This window comes from Streptomyces sp. CNZ301 (assembly GCF_004217425.1).
In genome coordinates this window covers 1747394-1763891 of the sequence record NZ_SHLG01000001.1, presented here as the reverse complement: position 1 = coordinate 1763891, position 16498 = coordinate 1747394, and the positions used below count along the sequence as shown (strand labels likewise).

Genomic DNA, 16498 nt, shown 5'->3' with positions numbered 1-16498 from the left:
GCCCGCCCAACCGGCCGTCGGACCCCCGGGGGGCCCTGCCGGGAGCGGTGGTTCGGGAGGGTGCGGTCGCGGCGAGCACAGGTAGCATCCCCCGCATGGCTGGAGAACCGCAGGCCGACTGCCTGTTCTGCAAGATCGTCGCCGGCGAGGTCCCGGCGACGGTGGTACGGGAGTCGCAGACGACCGTCGCGTTCCGCGACATCAACCCGCAGGCGCCCACGCATGTCCTCGTGATCCCCAAGGCGCACTACCCCGACGCCGTCTCCCTCGCGGCGGCCGAGCCGCAGCTCGCCGTGGACCTGCTGCTCGAAGCGGGCGAGGTCGCCGCCGCCGAGAACATCGTCGCCGGCGAGGCCGGACCGGGCACCGGATACCGCGTCGTCTTCAACACCGGTTCGGGCGCGGGGCAGACCGTCTTCCACGCGCACGCCCACGTGCTCGGCGGCCGCGGCTTCAACTGGCCGCCCGGCTGAGCCGCCGCCCGTACACAGATGTCCTCACGTGAACTGGTCGTGCTGGGTACCGCCAGTCAGGTCCCGACCCGGCAACGCAACCACAACGGCTACGTGCTGCTCTGGGACGGCCACGGCATCCTCTTCGACCCCGGGGAGGGCACCCAGCGCCAGATGCTGCGCGCGGGCGTCTCCGTCCACGCCCTGAACAGGATCTGTGTAACCCACTTCCACGGTGACCACTCCCTGGGACTGGCCGGTGTCATCCAGCGCATCAACCTGGACCGGCTGCCGCACACCGTGACGGCTCACTATCCGGCGAGCGGCGAGCAGTACTTCGAGCGGCTGCGCCACGCAACGGCGTACCGCGAGACCGTACGGCTCCGACAGGAACCCGTCGCCGCCACGGGCGAGTTGACGGCAGCGGCGCCGGCGGACGGCTCCTCCGGCGGCACCGGCACCGGCACCGGCACCGCGGCTGCGCCGGAAGCCCAGGAGGCCCCGCCCTTCTCGCTCTTCGCGCACCGCCTTTCGCACCCCGTCGAGGCGTACGGCTACCGGCTCACCGAGCCGGACTCGCGCCGCATGCTCCCCGAGCGGCTGGAGGCACGCGGCATCGGCGGCCCCGACATCGCCCGGCTGAAACGCACCGGCGAACTGCGCGGCGTACGGCTGGAGGAGGTCAGCGAGCCCCGTCCGGGGCAGCGCTTCGCGTTCGTCATGGACACCCGGATGTGCGACGGGGTGCTCGTCCTGGCACAGGACTGCGACCTGCTCGTCATCGAGTCCACGTTCCTGGACGAGGACGCGGCGCTGGCCGAGGAGTACGGCCACCTCACGGCCGGTCAGGCGGGCCGGGCGGCGGCGGAGGCAGGCGTGCGCAGCCTCGTCCTCACTCACTTCTCGCAGCGGTACACGGACGCATCACTCTTCGCGCGGCAGGCCCGCCTGGCGGGGTTCGAGGGGGAGTTGACGGTGGCGGAGGACCTGACGCGCATTCCCGTGCCGAAGAGGCGTGCCTGAGCGCGTACTTGCACGGCGGCGCCGGGCGCGAGCACCGTCACCATCGCCCCGGCGGCGGCCCCGGCCCTGGCAGCGTCCTCGTAGGGCCGTGACGTCGGCGGACTCACGGCCGGTGCTGCCGCCGCGTCGCGGACGCCCCTTGAGTCCGCGTCAAGTTCCTTGCTGATCCCTGATAACAACTCTGCAACGCCCGTAATTTGTACGTACCTTCGGGACCGGTGTGGGGGCGTTCCTCTCAGAACTGGAGCATCCAATGTCCCGGAAGCGGAAGAGCAGTCTGAAGGTCAAGGCCGCCGCGGGTGTCGGAGCCGCCGTGCTCGCGGTCGGAATCGCGGCGGTGACCGTCAGCACGAGCCAGGCGGCGACGGAGAACTGCGCGGGGCTCGAACAGGCCCTTGCGAACAACGAGAACTTCATCGCCCAGCAGCAGGCCAACCCCGACGCCCAGTCGGAAGCGAGGATCGCCAACCGGCAGGCCGTCATCGACAACATCCAGCAGCGCCTCCAGGCGGCGGGCTGCCAGTGACCCGCTGAGCCCGGCCGGCCCACCGGCCGACCGGACCCGGGCCGATCGGCATCGCGCTCCTCCAAGACCTCGGCGGCACAGGGCGGCTCGCCGAGTAGGGACGGCCGGCACCTCCTGCCCAGGTGCCGGCCGTTCGCCTTCCGCGAGCGGTGTGAACAGGCCCGCCCCACGAAGGGGCCCCTGTGCCGGGAGCCCCTCCGGGCCTCGTGGGTCAGGAGCCCTCCGGGCCTCGTGGGTCAGGAGCCCTCCGGGCCTCGTGGGTCAGGAGCCCTCCGGGCCTCGTGGGTCAGGAGCCCTCCGGGCCTCGTGGGTCAGGAGCCCTCCGGGCCTCGTGGGTCAGGAGCCCTCCGGGCTCTCTTCCATCAGTTCCAGGAAGCGCTTCGTGCCGACGTTGCCGCCGGAGATGATGACCCCGACCCGTGCCGGAACCGGGTCGATCCGCCCCGCGAGCAGGGCCGCCAGCCCCGTCGCCCCGCTCGGCTCGATCACGATCTTCAGCCTCTCGAAGGCGAACCGCATGGCCGCCCGGATCTCCTCGTCGCTCACCAGCTCCACGCCCGCCAGCAGGCGCCGGTTGATGGAGAAGGTCAGCTCGCCCGGTGTCGTGGCGGCCTGCCCGTCCGCGATGGTGCGCGGCACCGCGTCCAGCTCGATCCGGCTGCCCTCGGCCAGAGAGCGGCGCGTGTCGTCGCCCGCCTCCGGCTCGATGCCGAGGACGCGCAGCCGCGGATACAGTTCCGTCGCCACCGTCGCTGAGCCGGCGGCGAGTCCGCCTCCACCCACCGGGACGAGGAGGGCGTCCAACTCCCCGGTCTCCTCCAGCAGTTCCAGTGTGGCGGTGCCCTGGCCCGCGATGACGTGCGGATGCTCGTACGGGGGCACGAGGGCCAGCCCCCGCTCCTCGGCCACGCGCCTGCCGATGACCTCCCGGACCTCGGTGTAGCGGTCGTAGGTGACGATCTCGGCGCCGTAGTCAGCCGTTGCGTCCATCTTGGAAGGCGGTGTGTCCTCGGGCATCACGATGACCGCCCTGCTGCCCAGCTCGCGGGCGGCGAGGGCGACGGCCTGCGCGTGGTTGCCGGAGGAGTAGGCGGCGACGCCGTTCGCCAGCTGCTCGGGCGGGAGCTGGGAGAGTGCGTTGTAGGCGCCGCGGAACTTGAACGCTCCTATCCGCTGGAAGTTCTCGCACTTGAGGTGGACCTCCGCGCCCACCAGCCGGTCCAGGGTGCGGGAGCGGAGCACCGGCGTGCGGTGCGCCGCTCCCTTCAGCCGGCCGGCAGCGGCGCGGACGTCCTCGAGGGTCACGGGACCGCTGCCCGGGGATGTGGGGCCTTCAGCCGTCGGACTGCTGCTCATCGATGCTTCGCTCCTCCTCCGGGGGCCGGTGGACTCCTGCGTCCCGTACGTGTGTGCCCCCTCGCCGCTACATCCTCGCCCGCTGCGCCCGCGAAGCCGAATGTGTTTCCGCGGCAGGGAGGCACATCGGCACTGCGGAAGGAAGCACATCGGGTTCGGCAGCTCGTACGTACGCTCGGCGTGGCCGCCCTTGAGGTCGCTGAACTGGTCGCCGAAGCCGGCGAGAATCCCGCAGCCCATCGACTCGAAGTGCTTGCGGGTACCGGACTTGTACTCGACGGTCGTGCAGTCGCCACCGCACTCCAGGTACGGCGGCGGGTGCTACGCGCGGATATGGCCCTTGCCGTGAACTTTGCCGTGAAGCCCGCCGCGGGCTTCGCCGGACACGCGGCATCGGCAGCAGGGGCGACACCCTTCCGCGTGGTCGACGGTTCGTCTCCCGGGCGGCACAGTTGGGCGCAACCGACAATCCGTGGTCACGACGGGGTGGCCGCGGGCCTAGTACGGAGGGTCCGGATGTCACAGGAGGTGCGCGGCGTCGTCGCGCCGGGCAAGGACGAACCGGTACGCGTGGAGACCATCCTGGTGCCGGACCCCGGCCCCGGGGAGGCCGTGGTGAAGGTGCAGGCGTGCGGCGTCTGCCACACCGATCTGCACTACAAACAGGGCGGCATCAACGACGACTTCCCCTTCCTCCTCGGCCACGAGGCCGCGGGCGTCGTCGAGTCCGTGGGCCCCGGCACGACCGGCGTGGAGCCCGGCGACTTCGTGATCCTCAACTGGCGTGCGGTGTGCGGCCAGTGCCGGGCGTGCAGCCGGGGGCGCCCCTGGTACTGCTTCGACACGCACAACGCGTCCCAGCCGATGACGCTGGCCGGGGGCTCCGGCGGAGGCACGGAGCTCTCCCCGGCCCTGGGCATCGGCGCGTTCGCGGAGAAGACCCTCGTGGCGGCCGGCCAGTGCACCAAGGTCGACCCGGATGTCGACCCCGCCGTCGCCGGCCTGCTCGGCTGCGGCGTGATGGCCGGGATCGGTGCCGCCGTCAACACCGGCCAGGTGGGGCGTGGTGACTCCGTCGCGGTCATCGGCTGCGGCGGAGTCGGTGACGCGGCAGTCGTCGGAGCCCGGCTCGCGGGGGCCTCCCGCGTGATCGCCGTCGACGTCGACGAACGCAAGCTGCGGCAGGCCGGGTCCATGGGCGCCACCCACACCGTCGACGCCCGCGGGACCGACGTGGTCGAGGCGATCAGGGAACTGACCGGCGGCTTCGGCGCGGACGTCGTCATCGAGGCCGTCGGCCGCCCCGAGACGTACGAACAGGCCTTCTACGCCCGGGACTTGGCCGGCACCGTCGTGCTCGTCGGGGTGCCGACGCCGGAGATGCGCCTGGAGCTCCCGCTGCTGGACGTCTTCGGGCGCGGCGGCTCGCTGAAGTCCTCCTGGTACGGCGACTGTCTGCCCTCCCGCGACTTCCCGATGCTCATCGACCTGCACAAGCAAGGGCGCCTGCCCCTGGAGAAGTTCGTGACGGAGCGGATCGCCCTGGACGAGGTCGAGGCGGCCTTCGACCGCATGCACGCCGGGGACGTCCTGCGGTCCGTCGTCGTCTTCTGACCCCGGAGCCGGAGCCGGAGCGGGGCCGTCCGTCCGTCCGCGGGTGCGGTGTGCACGGACAGGGTGCCGCCCGCCCGTACGCCCCTGCGGGCATACCGCTTATGTCATTGCGCGTCGCCGTCGCGGACACGACCGCGACGGCCACGGGACCGCCCGGGCCGGCATCCGGCAGCCGCGCACTGGGAGCCGTGCCGTGCCTGCCATGTCCCGCCGGTCACGGCTCGGTGAGCTGACCCGTCACGGCTCGATGAGCCCGGCGCGGATGGCGTGCCGCGTCAGCTCCAGGCGGTCCTTCAGGCCGAGCTTCCGCAGCAGGTTCGCCCGGTGCCGCTCGACGGTCTTGACGCTGATGAAGAGGAAGCCGGCCGTCGGACGGTGCGCTGCGGGACGTGGAGGTGGAGAGGGCGCCGCTCGACGTGCTCGACGCCGACCTGCTCGCCGTGTCCGCGCTCCCGGGGCTTCAGGCTTCGGGGCGTCGCCGTCACCGAATTCCGGCTGCCGCCGCCCGCCGTGGTCACCCTGATCGTGCGCGAGGGCTCCAGCCTGGTTCCGCGTCAGGACACCGTGCTCCGGGCCGGCGACGAACTCCTCCTCATCGTCACGCCTGCGATCCGGGACGTGACCGAACGCAGGCCGCGCGCGATCGGCAGGCGCGGGACGCTTGCCCGCTGGTACGGCGAACACGGGGATGCCGAACCGGCCATGGAGGCCGGCACCGGCCGCAGTTGACGGCTCGACGTCCACGCGAGGGCGGCGATGGCCGGCCACCGCACGGCCGGGGGAATGCTCTGATTTTGCCCTGGCGGTATCGGCCCTTTACCGATCGATTACCCTGGTGCGGTGATCACCCATCTCAAGGACCGGCCCGTAGCCCGGTCCTGAAGCCGACGTGACGGGGGCCAAGATGCATCCGACCCACCGCCGGTCCGTGAAGCCGCCCACGTCGGCGTCGCCAGCGCGCCGTTCCCGCACCCCGCGCCGCCAAACGTGCGCGTGCGGACGCCGCCGCGCGCGGCAGCGTGCACGGCAGCGACGGCACAGGCCGCTGCGGCCTCCCGCGTGCACAGGGGGAACGTCCCGCCCCCGCACGCCGGCCGCCGCCGGCCCGTCGCCCCACCCGGCACCCGTCCCGCACGTGACGCAGCCTCCCAGCCCTCGCGTACGAGGACGACCCGGACGCCGCTGCTGAACCGACCCCGGAGGTCCAACGCCCGTGCACAACACCACCGCCATGCTCATCGAGCTCGGGGCCATCATCCTGGTCCTGGGCCTGCTGGGAAGATTCGCCGGCCGCATCGGCTTCTCCCCGATCCCCCTCTATCTGCTCGCGGGGCTCGCCTTCGGCCACGGCGGCCTCCTTCCGCTGCAGGCGAGCGAGGAGTTCGTCGCGACGGGCGCCGAGATCGGGGTCATCCTGCTGCTGCTCCTGCTCGGCCTGGAGTACAGCGCCTCCGAACTGGTCACCAACCTCAAGACCCAATACCCCTCCGGTGTCGTCGACTTCGTCCTCAACGCGCTGCCCGGCGCCGCAGCCGCGCTGCTGCTGGGCTGGGGCCCGGTCGCCGCCGTGGTGCTGGCCGGCGTGACGTGGATCTCCTCGTCGGGCGTCATCGCCAAGGTCCTCGGCGACCTCGGCCGCCTGGGCAACCGCGAGACGCCCGTCATCCTCGGCGTTCTCGTGATCGAGGACCTGGCGATGGCCGTCTATCTGCCGATCCTCACCGCGATCCTCGCCGGTGTGAGCCTCGCGGGCGGCGCGGTGACGCTGCTGATCTCGCTCGGCACCGTCGGCGCCGTGCTGTATCTCGCCCTGCGGCACGGCCGCCTGATCAGCCGCGTGGTGCAGTCCGACAGCGCGGAGATGCTGCTGCTCGTCGTGCTCGGCCTCACGCTTCTCGTCGCCGGAATCGCCCAGGAGCTCCAGGTCTCCGCGGCCGTCGGGGCGTTCCTCGTGGGCATCGCGCTCTCGGACGAGGTGGCCGAGGGCGCCCACAATCTGCTCACGCCGCTGCGCGACCTGTTCGCCGCGGTCTTCTTCGTCTTCTTCGGCCTGTCCACCGAGCCGTCCGAGATCCCGCCCGTGCTGCTGCCCGCGCTGAGCCTCGCCGTCATCACCGCCCTGACGAAGATCGCCACGGGCTGGTACGCCGCGCGCCGGGCGGGCATCAGGTCCCCGGGGCGCTGGCGGGCCGGCGGCGCGCTCGTCGCGCGAGGCGAGTTCTCCATCGTCATCGCGGGCCTCGCGGTGGGGTCGGAACCGCGGATCGGCCCGCTGGCCACCGCTTACGTCCTGATCCTCGTCATCGTCGGACCGCTCACCGCCCGCTGGGCCGAGCCGGCCGCCCGGCGGCTGAAGCGGCGCAAGTCCTCGGCGGCCGGGGCCTCGACGGGCACGGCGGCCTCGGCGGCCTCGGCGGCCTCGGCGAAGAGGCTTCCGGCGGAGAGCGCCCCGACGGAGACGGCCGCGGAGGACGCGGGCAAGGAGAAGACCGGCTCGCAGAGTGAGGGCCCCGCGGATGCGGGCAGCTCCGCCGACGCGCGCCCGGAGTCCCGTACCGACGCCGTCGACGAGTCCGACCCGGCCAGGACCTCACGGTGACGCTCCGCGCCCGCAGACCCTGAACGCAGCCCCGCAGCCCCGCAGCCCCGCAGCCCCCACGTCGCCGCTCCCCGCCTCCGGAGCGCCGATGCGTGTGCGGCGGCGTGTGCGGCGTGTACCGGGCCGATGCCGGAACGGAGGCCCTGCGCGCGGTATTGACCGGCGATGTTCAGATCCATAGCCTCCATTCCCGTACGTGGACGCCATCCGCGTACGGAGACATGAGCCGACGGACGCGCCGGGAGCCGCTCCTTGACCGCCGACCTGACCGTCACCGACGTACGGCTCACACCCGTCCTCGTCTCCGACCCGCCCCTCCTCAACACCCAGGGCGTGCACCAGCCCTACGCGGCACGGCTGATCGTCGAGGTCGTCACCGCCGGCGGCATCACGGGCTTCGGCGAGACCTACGGCGACACCAAATACCTGGACGTCGCCCGCCCGCTGGCGGAAGCACTGCCGGGCCGCCAAGTCACCGACCTGAACGGGCTGTTCACCCTCGCCGACAGCGTCGACATCGACGCCGCACGCATCGAGGGCACCGCCGACGCCGGCGGACAGCGCGGCGTGCAGACCGCCGACAAGCTCCGCCTCTCCGTCGTCTCGGCCTTCGAAGTCGCCTGCCTCGACGCCCTCGGCAAGGCCCGCGAGCTGCCCGTGCACGCGCTGCTGGGGCACAAGGTGCGCGACCGCGTGGAATACAGCGCGTACCTCTTCTACCGCTGGGCCCGGCACCCCGGCGGCCAGGGCGAGTCCGACGACTGGGGCGCCGCCACCGACCCCGCGGGCATCGTGGCCCAGGCCCGCCGCTTCGCACGCGACCACGGCTTCCGCTCCTTCAAGCTCAAGGGCGGCGTGTACGAACCCGCCGAAGAGATCGCCGCCATACGCGCACTGGCCGACGCACTGCCCGGCGCGCCGCTGCGCCTGGACCCCAACGGCGCCTGGTCCGTGCCGACTTCGATCGAAGTCGCCCGGGAGCTGCGCGACCTCCTCGAGTACCTGGAGGACCCGACGACCGGAACACCCGGCATGGCCCAGGTCGCCGCCGCGACGGGAGTGCCGCTCGCGACCAACATGTGCGTGACGACCTTCCCCGAGATCCCCGAAGCCCTCGCCTCCGGAGCCGTACAGGTCGTGCTCAGCGACCACCACTACTGGGGCGGACTGCACCGAACCCGCGAACTGGCCGCCGTCTGCCGCACGTTCGGCATCGGCCTGTCCATGCACTCCAACACCCACCTGGGGATCTCGCTCGCCGCGATGACCCACGTCGCCGCGACCGTCCCCGACCTCGACCACGCATGCGACAGCCACTACCCCTGGCAGGCGGAGGACGTCCTCGCCCGCCGGCTCACCTTCCGCGACGGCTGCCTCGACGTCTCCGACGCACCCGGCCTCGGCGTCGAGGTGGACCGCGAGAAGCTCGCCGCCCTGCACCGCCGCTGGCTCGACGACGACGGAACGATGCGCGACCGCGACGACGCCGCCGCCATGCGCAGGGCCGATCCCGGATGGGTGACCCCGGCCGTTCCCCGCTGGTGACGCTCACCTCCGGCGCACGCCGGCCGGGGCGACGGAGACCGCGGCCCGCGGCGCACCGCCCCGCGGGCCACGCCCGCGCCCGCGCCCGCATCCGCATCCGCATCCGCGACGCGAACCACGCGGAACCGGCGACGCGAACCACGCGGAACCGGCGACGCGAACCACGCGGAACCGGCGACGCGAACCACGCGGAACCGGCGACGCGAACCACGCGGAACCGGCCGCCGGCTGGCCCGAAGTCCGAGCCGCGCGGTACACCGGAGTCACCACTCGAAGCCGTACAGGTGCCGAAGGAGTACAAGGTGAGCACGGGCGCGCGCAACAACCAGGGGGAGGAGCGGGAGCCGGAGGAGGCCGGAAACGGAACCCCCGTCCCGCCCGACGGCGCCGGCACCCGCACACACGGCACGCTGCCGACGCACACGCACCCCTTCGACCCGCTCGCCGCCGTCCGCGCACCCGGCGACCCGGCCTGCGACGTCTATCTGGCCGGCACCGTCTTCCTCGACATCATCTTCACCGGCCTCGACTCCGCCCCCGTACGCGGCACCGAGACGTGGGCCCGCGGCATGGGCTCCAGCCCCGGCGGCGTCGCCAACATGGCCACCGCCCTCGCGCGGCTGGGTCTGCGCACCTCCCTCGCGGCGGCCTTCGGCGACGACATGTACGGCGACTACTGCCGCGAAGCCCTCGACAAGGGCGAAGGCATCGACCTCACCCTCTCCCACACCGTTCCCGGCTGGCACTCTCCCGTGACCGTCTCCATGGCGTACGAGGGCGAACGCACCATGATCTCCCACGGACACGAGGCACCGCCCCGCGAGCCCACCGCCCCTCCCTCGGCACTCGGCCTGGGCGGAGCACCCATCGACCCCGAAGCCCCGGGCTGCCCGCCACCCGCTCGCGCCTGCGTCACGTCCCTGGCCCCGGGCGACAGCCAGGAATGGATCGCCACCGCCGCAGGCCGCGGCAGCCGCGTCTTCGCCGACGTCGGCTGGGACGACACCGGCCGCTGGGACCTCGGCGCCCTGCCGGACCTGGAGCACTGCGAGGCCTTCCTCCCCAACGCCGAGGAGGCCATGCGCTACACGCGCACCGACTGCCCCCGCGCGGCGGCCCGTGCGCTCAGCGAGAGAGTGCCGCTCGCGGTCGTCACGCTGGGGGCGCAGGGCTCGTGCGCCGTGGACGGCCGCACGGGCGAGTGCGCGGAGGTCCCCGGCATCCCCGTGGACGCCCTCGACACCACCGGAGCGGGCGACGTCTTCGTCGCGGGCTTCGTCATGGGCTCCCTCGCCGGCTGGCCCCTCGCCGACCGGCTCGCCTTCGCCGGGCTCACGGCGGCGCTCTCCGTCCAGGAGTTCGGCGGCTCGCTCTCCGCGCCGGGCTGGGCCGAGGTCGGCGCCTGGTGGAGCCGGGCGGGCGCGGACAGGCCGCAGTCCGGAGCACGCGCCGGCACCGGCCCGTGCGAGGGCACGTACGGATTCCTGGACGCGGTCCTCACGGGATGCCCCGGCTCCGCATCCCGCCGCCGCGCGCTCCCCACGATCGGCTTCGGCCGCACCACCGCGGCCGGATGACCCGCACGGACGCCGCCGCACCGCACCCGCACGCGGGGCGTGAGCCCGGTCCCCGCAACGAAATCGCGTTCTGGCTTGTCAGTGCCGCGTCGTATTCTTGGAAGCCAATCGCCAGGAGAGACAGAGAGGGATGAGGAAGGCCCGACCCGGGTCGCCCATGACGCAGACAACGACGAATCAGGCGGGATCCTCGAAGGCACCTCAGGCCACGGCCCGCTTCACCGTCCCGGCCAAGCATCCGATGGTGACGGTGCTGGGTTCCGGCGACTCCCTGCTGCGCGTGATCGAGCAGGCGTTCCCCGCCGCCGACATCCATGTACGCGGCAACGAGATCAGCGCGTCCGGCGAGGCCGCGGAGGTCGATCTCATCCAGCGGCTCTTCGACGAGATGATGCTGGTCCTGCGCACGGGCCAGCCCATGACGGAGGACGCGGTCGAGCGCTCCATCTCGATGCTCCGCGACCAGCAGGACGGCTCGGGCGCCGCCAGCGAGACCCCGGCCGAGGTGCTGACGCAGAACATCCTCTCCAACCGCGGCCGCACGATCCGCCCGAAGACGCTCAACCAGAAGCGCTACGTGGACGCGATCGACAAGCACACCGTCGTCTTCGGTATCGGCCCCGCCGGCACCGGCAAGACGTACCTCGCAATGGCCAAGGCCGTTCAGGCCCTCCAGTCCAAGCAGGTCAACCGGATCATCCTGACCAGGCCGGCGGTCGAGGCGGGCGAGCGGCTCGGCTTCCTGCCCGGCACGCTCTACGAGAAGATCGACCCCTATCTGCGCCCGCTCTACGACGCCCTCCACGACATGCTCGACCCCGACTCCATCCCGCGCCTGATGGCTGCCGGGACGATCGAGGTGGCGCCGCTGGCTTATATGCGCGGGCGCTCCCAACCGATCTTCAGCAACGTGCTGACCCCTGACGGCTGGCGGCCCATCGGTGATCTCCAGGTCGGTGACCTTGTCATTGGATCGAATGGCAAGCCGACACCGGTGCTCGGTGTCTATCCGCAAGGTGAGAGGGACATCTATCGCGTCACCGCCCAGGACGGGGCCTGGACACTGTGCTGCGGTGAACACCTGTGGACGGTCAGGACGGCCTCGGACCGCCGGCGGAACCGGCCGTGGCGGGTTCTGGAGACCAAGGACATGATCGGCAACCTCCGTGCCGCGCACGCCCGCCGGTACGAACTGCCGATGCTGACCGCCCCGGCGTCCTTCCCCGAGCGGGAGGTGCCCATGGACCCCTATGCCCTGGGGCTGCTGCTCGGGGACGGGTGTCTGACCGGGTCCACCACCCCGTCGTTCTCCACCGCGGACCCGGAACTCGCCGAGGCTCTGGAGGCATCGCTTCCCGGTGTCGCGGTGCGGCACAAAAGCGGGCCCGACTACGTGCTGAACCGGGGCAAAAAGCCTGGAAACGTCGGCACGCTGGAGAACCCGGTCACGCGTGTGATGCGGGAGCTGGATCTGCCGGGCAGCCGCTCGAACACGAAGCTCGTGCCGGACGATTACCTGTACAACACTGCGGAGGTCCGCCTGGCACTGCTCCAGGGCCTGCTCGATTCCGACGGCGGCCCCGTTGTGCAGACCGACCGGACGTGCCGGGTCCAGTACACGACGACGTCGATCCTTTTGCGCGACGATGTCGTGTCGCTGGTGCAGTCCCTCGGCGGTGTGGCTTACACCCGGAGCAGGGCGGCCGCGGGGCGCTCCCCTGGACGGGCAGGCGGCAGGGACGTGTCCTACCGGTACGACGCTCACGTCGTGGACATCAGGCTCCCCGAAGGCATCGAGCCGTTCCGCCTGGCACGGAAGCGGGACAAGTACCACGCAGCAGGCGGTGGAGGCCGCCCGATGCGTTTCATCGACAGCATCGAGCCGGCGGGCCGCGAGGAAGCGGTGTGCATCCAGGTCGCGGCGGAGGACTCGCTCTACGTCACCCAGGACTACCTGCTGACGCACAACACCCTCAATGACGCCTTCATCATCCTGGACGAGGCGCAGAACACGAATCCCGAGCAGATGAAGATGTTCCTCACCAGGCTCGGGTTCGATTCGAAGATCGTCATCACCGGTGACGTCACCCAGGTCGACCTTCCGGGCGGCACGAAGAGCGGTCTGCGGCAGGTCCGGGACATCCTGGACGGCGTGGACGACGTGCACTTCAGCATGCTCGACAGCTCCGACGTGGTGCGGCACAAGCTCGTCAGCCGCATCGTCGACGCCTACGAGCGCTACGACGTGCGAAGCGGTGCGGACTCGGCGGCCCACGGTGCGGCGGGTGCCCCCGGCACCGGCGGCAAGGGCGGAGACCGCCATGGCCACGGCCACGGAAAGCGCTGAGCCTGCCCCATGACGATCGACGTCAACAACGAATCCGGGCGGGCCGTCGACGAGAAGTCGCTGCTCGACATCGCCCGCTACGCCCTGAACCGCATGCGGATCCATCCCCTCTCGGAGCTCTCGGTGATCGTCGTCGACGCCGACGCCATGGAGCAGCTCCATCTGCAGTGGATGGATCTGCCGGGACCGACCGACGTGATGTCGTTCCCGATGGACGAACTGCGGCCTCCCGTGAGGGAAGAGGAGGAGCCGCCGCCGGGTCTCCTCGGCGACATCGTGCTGTGTCCCGAGGTCGCCGAGCGGCAGGGCGCCGACGCCCCCACGCGGCATTCGATGGATGAGGAGCTTCAGCTGCTGACCGTGCACGGTGTGCTGCATCTGCTGGGTTACGACCACGAGGAGGCTGCCGAGAAGGCCGAGATGTTCGGCCTGCAGTCGGCGATCCTGGACGGCTGGCGCGGCGAGCGCGGCCTGACGGGGCCTTCTCCCGCCCCCACGACGACATCGTGACGGCCCAGTTGATCGCAGCGGCGGTCCTGTTGCTCGTCGTCGCCTGGCTGGCCGCCTGTGCGGAGGCCGGTCTCGCCCGTACGACCAGCTACCGCGCGGAGGAGGCGGTCCGTCAGGGCAGGCGCGGTGCCGAGCGGCTGGCGGTCGTGGCCGACGACCCGACGCGGTACCTCAATCTGGCGCTGCTGGTGCGGGTCGCGTGCGAGGTCTCGGCGGGTGTGGTGGTGACGTACACGTGCCTTCGGGTCTTCGAGGAGACGTGGCAGGCGCTGGCGGTGGCCATGGGCGTGATGGTGCTGGTCAGTTATGTCGCGATCGGGGTCTCGCCGCGGACCATCGGCCGTCAGCATCCGCTGAACACGGCCACGGCCGCCTCGTACGTGCTGGTCCCGCTGGTGCGCATTCTGGGGCCCGTGCCGCAGCTGCTGATCCTCGTCGGCAACGCGCTCACGCCCGGAAAGGGGTTCCGCAAGGGCCCGTTCGCGTCCGAGGCGGAGCTGCGTGCGATGGTCGACCTGGCCGAGCAGGAGTCCCTGATCGAGGACGAGGAACGGAAGATGGTGCACTCCGTCTTCCAGCTCGGCGACACGATCGTGCGTGAAGTGATGGTGCCGCGTACGGACTTGATCACCATTGAGCGGTTCAAGACGATAAGGCAGGCGCTGACGCTTGCTCTGCGTTCCGGTTTCTCCCGCATCCCCGTGGTGGGGGAGAGCGAGGACGACATCGTGGGCGTCGTCTATCTGAAGGACCTCGCGCGGAGGGTGCACATCAGCCGGGAGGCCGAGACGGAGCTGGTCTCCACGGCGATGCGCCCGGCGGCGTTCGTGCCGGACACGAAGAACGCGGGCGATCTGCTGCGCGAGATGCAGCAGGACCGCACTCACGTGGCCGTCGTCATCGACGAGTACGGCGGCACGGCCGGCATCGTGACCATCGAGGACATCCTCGAGGAGATCGTCGGCGAGATCACCGACGAGTACGACCGTGAGCTGCCGCCGGTGGAGGAGCTGGGTGAGGGCCGCTACCGCGTCACCGCCCGCCTCGACATCGGGGACCTTGGCGAGCTGTACGACCTGGTCGGTCTCGACGACGAGGACGTGGAGACGGTCGGAGGTCTGCTCGCGAAGTCGCTCGGCCGTGTGCCCATCGCGGGCGCCACGGCGACGGTCGACGTCACCGAGGACCGCTCCGACCCGGAGCTGACGGCGCTGCGTCTGACGGCGGAGGCCCCGGCGGGACGGCGGAACAGGATCGTCACGGTGCTGGTCGAGCCGGTCCGCTCGGCGGAGGACGCCGAGGAGTCCTCCACGGACGAGCCGGCCAACGCGTGAGGTCCGCCCGGCGCCGCGCGGACCGTTGGCGGGCGGACCGGTCGCGAGCGGCTGCTGCTCGGCCGTTCCTGAACGCCCGCCGGGCGGGCGGGCGTTCCGTGTGCGGCACCCCCGGCAGCGCCCCGCACGGTGCGACATATGCTCGGGCGTATGAGCGACCAGAGTGACCAGGCACTGGACCCCGAGGACCGCAAGCTCCTCACCCTGGCGCGCAGCGCCCGTGCGCGCAACGGCGTCCCGGAGGGCGCGGCGGTACGTGACGAGACGGGCCGCACATACGTGGCCGGTTCGGTGGACCTGCCCTCTCTGCGGCTCAGCGCCCTCCAGACGGCGGTGGCGATGGCCGTCGCGTCCGGCGCCGAGTCGCTGGAGGCCGCGGCGGTCGTCACGGAGTCGGAGCTGATTCCGGCCGCGGACCTCTCGGCCGTCCACGACCTTTCCGGCCGGGCGACCACGGTGCTGCTGGCGGGCCCCGACGGGCAGCTTCGCGCGACGGTCGCGGCGGGCTGAGGCACGGTGGTGGCCGCTCGCCGTCCCGACGGGGCGGCGTCCTTCACCAGCGGTCAGGGGTACTCACCCGATCGGGGACAATGGTCGCCATGAACGCACCTTCCCCCTCGACCGGTTCCGCGGACGCACCGCACCGCTCCGGCTTCGCGTGCTTCGTGGGCCGTCCCAACGCGGGCAAGTCGACCCTGACCAATGCGCTGGTCGGCACGAAGGTTGCGATCACCTCCACGCGGCCGCAGACGACCAGGCACACGGTCCGCGGCATCGTGCACCGGCCCGAGGCCCAGCTCGTCCTCGTCGACACCCCCGGTCTGCACAAGCCGCGCACGCTGCTGGGGGAGCGGCTCAACGACGTGGTCCGTACGACGTGGGCGGAGGTCGACGTCATCGGCTTCTGCCTGCCCGCCGATCAGCGGGTCGGGCCCGGCGACCGCTTCATCGCGAGTGAGCTGGCCGGGCTGAAGCGCACGCCGAAGGTGGCGGTGGTCACCAAGTCCGACCTGGCCGACTCCAGGACGATGACCGAGCAGCTGATCGCCGTGGACCGGCTCGGCAAGGAGTGCGGGATCGAGTGGGCGGAGATCGTCCCTGTCTCCGCCGTGGAGGACCAGCAGGTCGCCCTCCTGGCCGACCTGCTGGTCCCGATGCTCCCCGAGGGCCCGCCGCTCTACCCGGACGGGGATCTGACGGACGAACCGGAGCAGGTGATGGTCGCCGAGCTCATCCGGGAGGCGGCGCTCGAAGGCGTACGGGATGAACTGCCGCACTCCATCGCGGTCGTGGTGGAGGAGATGCTGCCCCGCCAGGACCGGCCGGCCGACCGTCCGCTGCTCGACATCCACGCCAACATCTACCTGGAGCGGCCCAGCCAGAAGGGCATCGTCATCGGCCCGAAGGGCAAGCGGCTCAAGGACGTCGGCACCACCTCGCGGAAGCACATCGAGGCGCTGCTGGGTACGCCCGTCTACCTGGATCTGCATGTGAAGATCGCGAAGGACTGGCAGCGGGACCCGAAGCAGCTGCGCAGGCTGGGCTTCTGAGGTCCGCCGGCGGAGCCCGGCCGGGCGACGGGCGGTTCCGGCCGGCGGACCTCGACGGGCCGGGA

At 71.7% G+C, this 16498-nt stretch carries 13 protein-coding genes and 3 pseudogenes; 13 read left to right on the top strand and 3 right to left on the bottom strand.

Annotated elements, in window-relative coordinates:
• Positions 1-95: 95 nt before the first annotated feature.
• The 3 genes from EV375_RS07740 to EV375_RS07730 all read left to right on the top strand — a co-directional run bounded on the left by EV375_RS07740 (position 96) and on the right by EV375_RS07730 (position 2001).
• Positions 96-473, top strand: a complete 378-nt coding sequence (locus EV375_RS07740; RefSeq protein WP_130298792.1) for a histidine triad nucleotide-binding protein — start codon at positions 96-98, stop codon at positions 471-473.
• A gap of 18 nt (positions 474-491) precedes the next feature.
• Positions 492-1475, top strand: a complete 984-nt coding sequence (locus tag EV375_RS07735) for a ribonuclease Z (RefSeq protein WP_130298791.1) — start codon at positions 492-494, stop codon at positions 1473-1475.
• A 253-nt stretch (positions 1476-1728) separates the two neighbouring features.
• Positions 1729-2001 (top strand): hypothetical protein, encoded by a 273-nt coding sequence (locus tag EV375_RS07730; protein ID WP_130298790.1) that lies wholly within the window; start codon positions 1729-1731, stop codon positions 1999-2001.
• Positions 2002-2337: 336 nt separating this feature from the next.
• On the opposite strand, the gene EV375_RS07725 is transcribed toward EV375_RS07730, so the two are convergent.
• Together EV375_RS07725 and EV375_RS29610 are read right to left on the bottom strand one after the other, a co-directional pair.
• Entirely contained in the window at positions 2338-3357 is a 1020-nt protein-coding gene (locus EV375_RS07725; protein WP_130298789.1) for a pyridoxal-phosphate dependent enzyme, read from the bottom strand.
• 159 nt (positions 3358-3516) lie between these two features.
• A pseudogene (locus EV375_RS29610) lies at positions 3517-3663 on the bottom strand (HAD family acid phosphatase); the annotation flags it as partial.
• Positions 3664-3873: 210 nt separating this feature from the next.
• On the opposite strand from EV375_RS29610, the gene EV375_RS07720 reads away from it, so the two are divergent.
• Complete coding sequence (locus tag EV375_RS07720) at positions 3874-4971, top strand: S-(hydroxymethyl)mycothiol dehydrogenase (RefSeq protein WP_130298788.1); 1098 nt, start codon at positions 3874-3876, stop codon at positions 4969-4971.
• Between the two features lie 237 nt (positions 4972-5208).
• Here the strand turns inward: EV375_RS07720 and EV375_RS07715 are convergent.
• Positions 5209-5337 (bottom strand): annotated as a pseudogene (locus tag EV375_RS07715) (response regulator transcription factor); the annotation flags it as partial.
• Between the two features lie 11 nt (positions 5338-5348).
• Between EV375_RS07715 and EV375_RS07710 the strand changes: the two are divergent.
• The 9 genes and pseudogenes from EV375_RS07710 to era form a co-directional block, all read left to right on the top strand.
• Positions 5349-5700 (top strand): annotated as a pseudogene (locus EV375_RS07710) (TrkA C-terminal domain-containing protein); the annotation flags it as partial.
• 484 nt (positions 5701-6184) lie between these two features.
• Positions 6185-7570, top strand: a complete 1386-nt coding sequence (locus tag EV375_RS07705) for a cation:proton antiporter (protein WP_486588352.1) — start codon at positions 6185-6187, stop codon at positions 7568-7570.
• Positions 7571-7822: 252 nt separating this feature from the next.
• Positions 7823-9115 carry a glucarate dehydratase family protein gene (locus EV375_RS07700; RefSeq protein ID WP_130298787.1) on the top strand — a complete coding sequence of 431 codons (1293 nt, stop codon included), beginning with the start codon at positions 7823-7825 and terminating at the stop codon, positions 9113-9115.
• Positions 9116-9525: 410 nt separating this feature from the next.
• Positions 9526-10692: a PfkB family carbohydrate kinase gene (locus EV375_RS07695; protein WP_207228306.1), complete on the top strand. Its 1167-nt coding sequence runs from the start codon at positions 9526-9528 to the stop codon at positions 10690-10692.
• 157 nt (positions 10693-10849) lie between these two features.
• Positions 10850-13039: a PhoH family protein gene (locus tag EV375_RS07690; RefSeq protein ID WP_207228012.1), complete on the top strand. Its 2190-nt coding sequence runs from the start codon at positions 10850-10852 to the stop codon at positions 13037-13039.
• Between the two features lie 9 nt (positions 13040-13048).
• Positions 13049-13549, top strand: coding sequence for an rRNA maturation RNase YbeY (gene ybeY, locus EV375_RS07685; RefSeq protein ID WP_130298785.1), 501 nt, complete (start codon positions 13049-13051; stop codon positions 13547-13549).
• Positions 13546-14883 carry a hemolysin family protein gene (locus tag EV375_RS07680; protein ID WP_130298784.1) on the top strand — a complete coding sequence of 446 codons (1338 nt, stop codon included), beginning with the start codon at positions 13546-13548 and terminating at the stop codon, positions 14881-14883. The genes ybeY and EV375_RS07680 overlap by 4 nt, the downstream gene beginning before the upstream one ends.
• Positions 14884-15021: 138 nt before the next feature.
• Positions 15022-15393, top strand: coding sequence for a cytidine/deoxycytidylate deaminase family protein (locus EV375_RS07675; RefSeq protein WP_207228010.1), 372 nt, complete (start codon positions 15022-15024; stop codon positions 15391-15393).
• A gap of 89 nt (positions 15394-15482) precedes the next feature.
• Positions 15483-16433, top strand: a complete 951-nt coding sequence (gene era, locus EV375_RS07670; protein WP_130298782.1) for a GTPase Era — start codon at positions 15483-15485, stop codon at positions 16431-16433.
• Positions 16434-16498 lie beyond the last annotated feature (65 nt).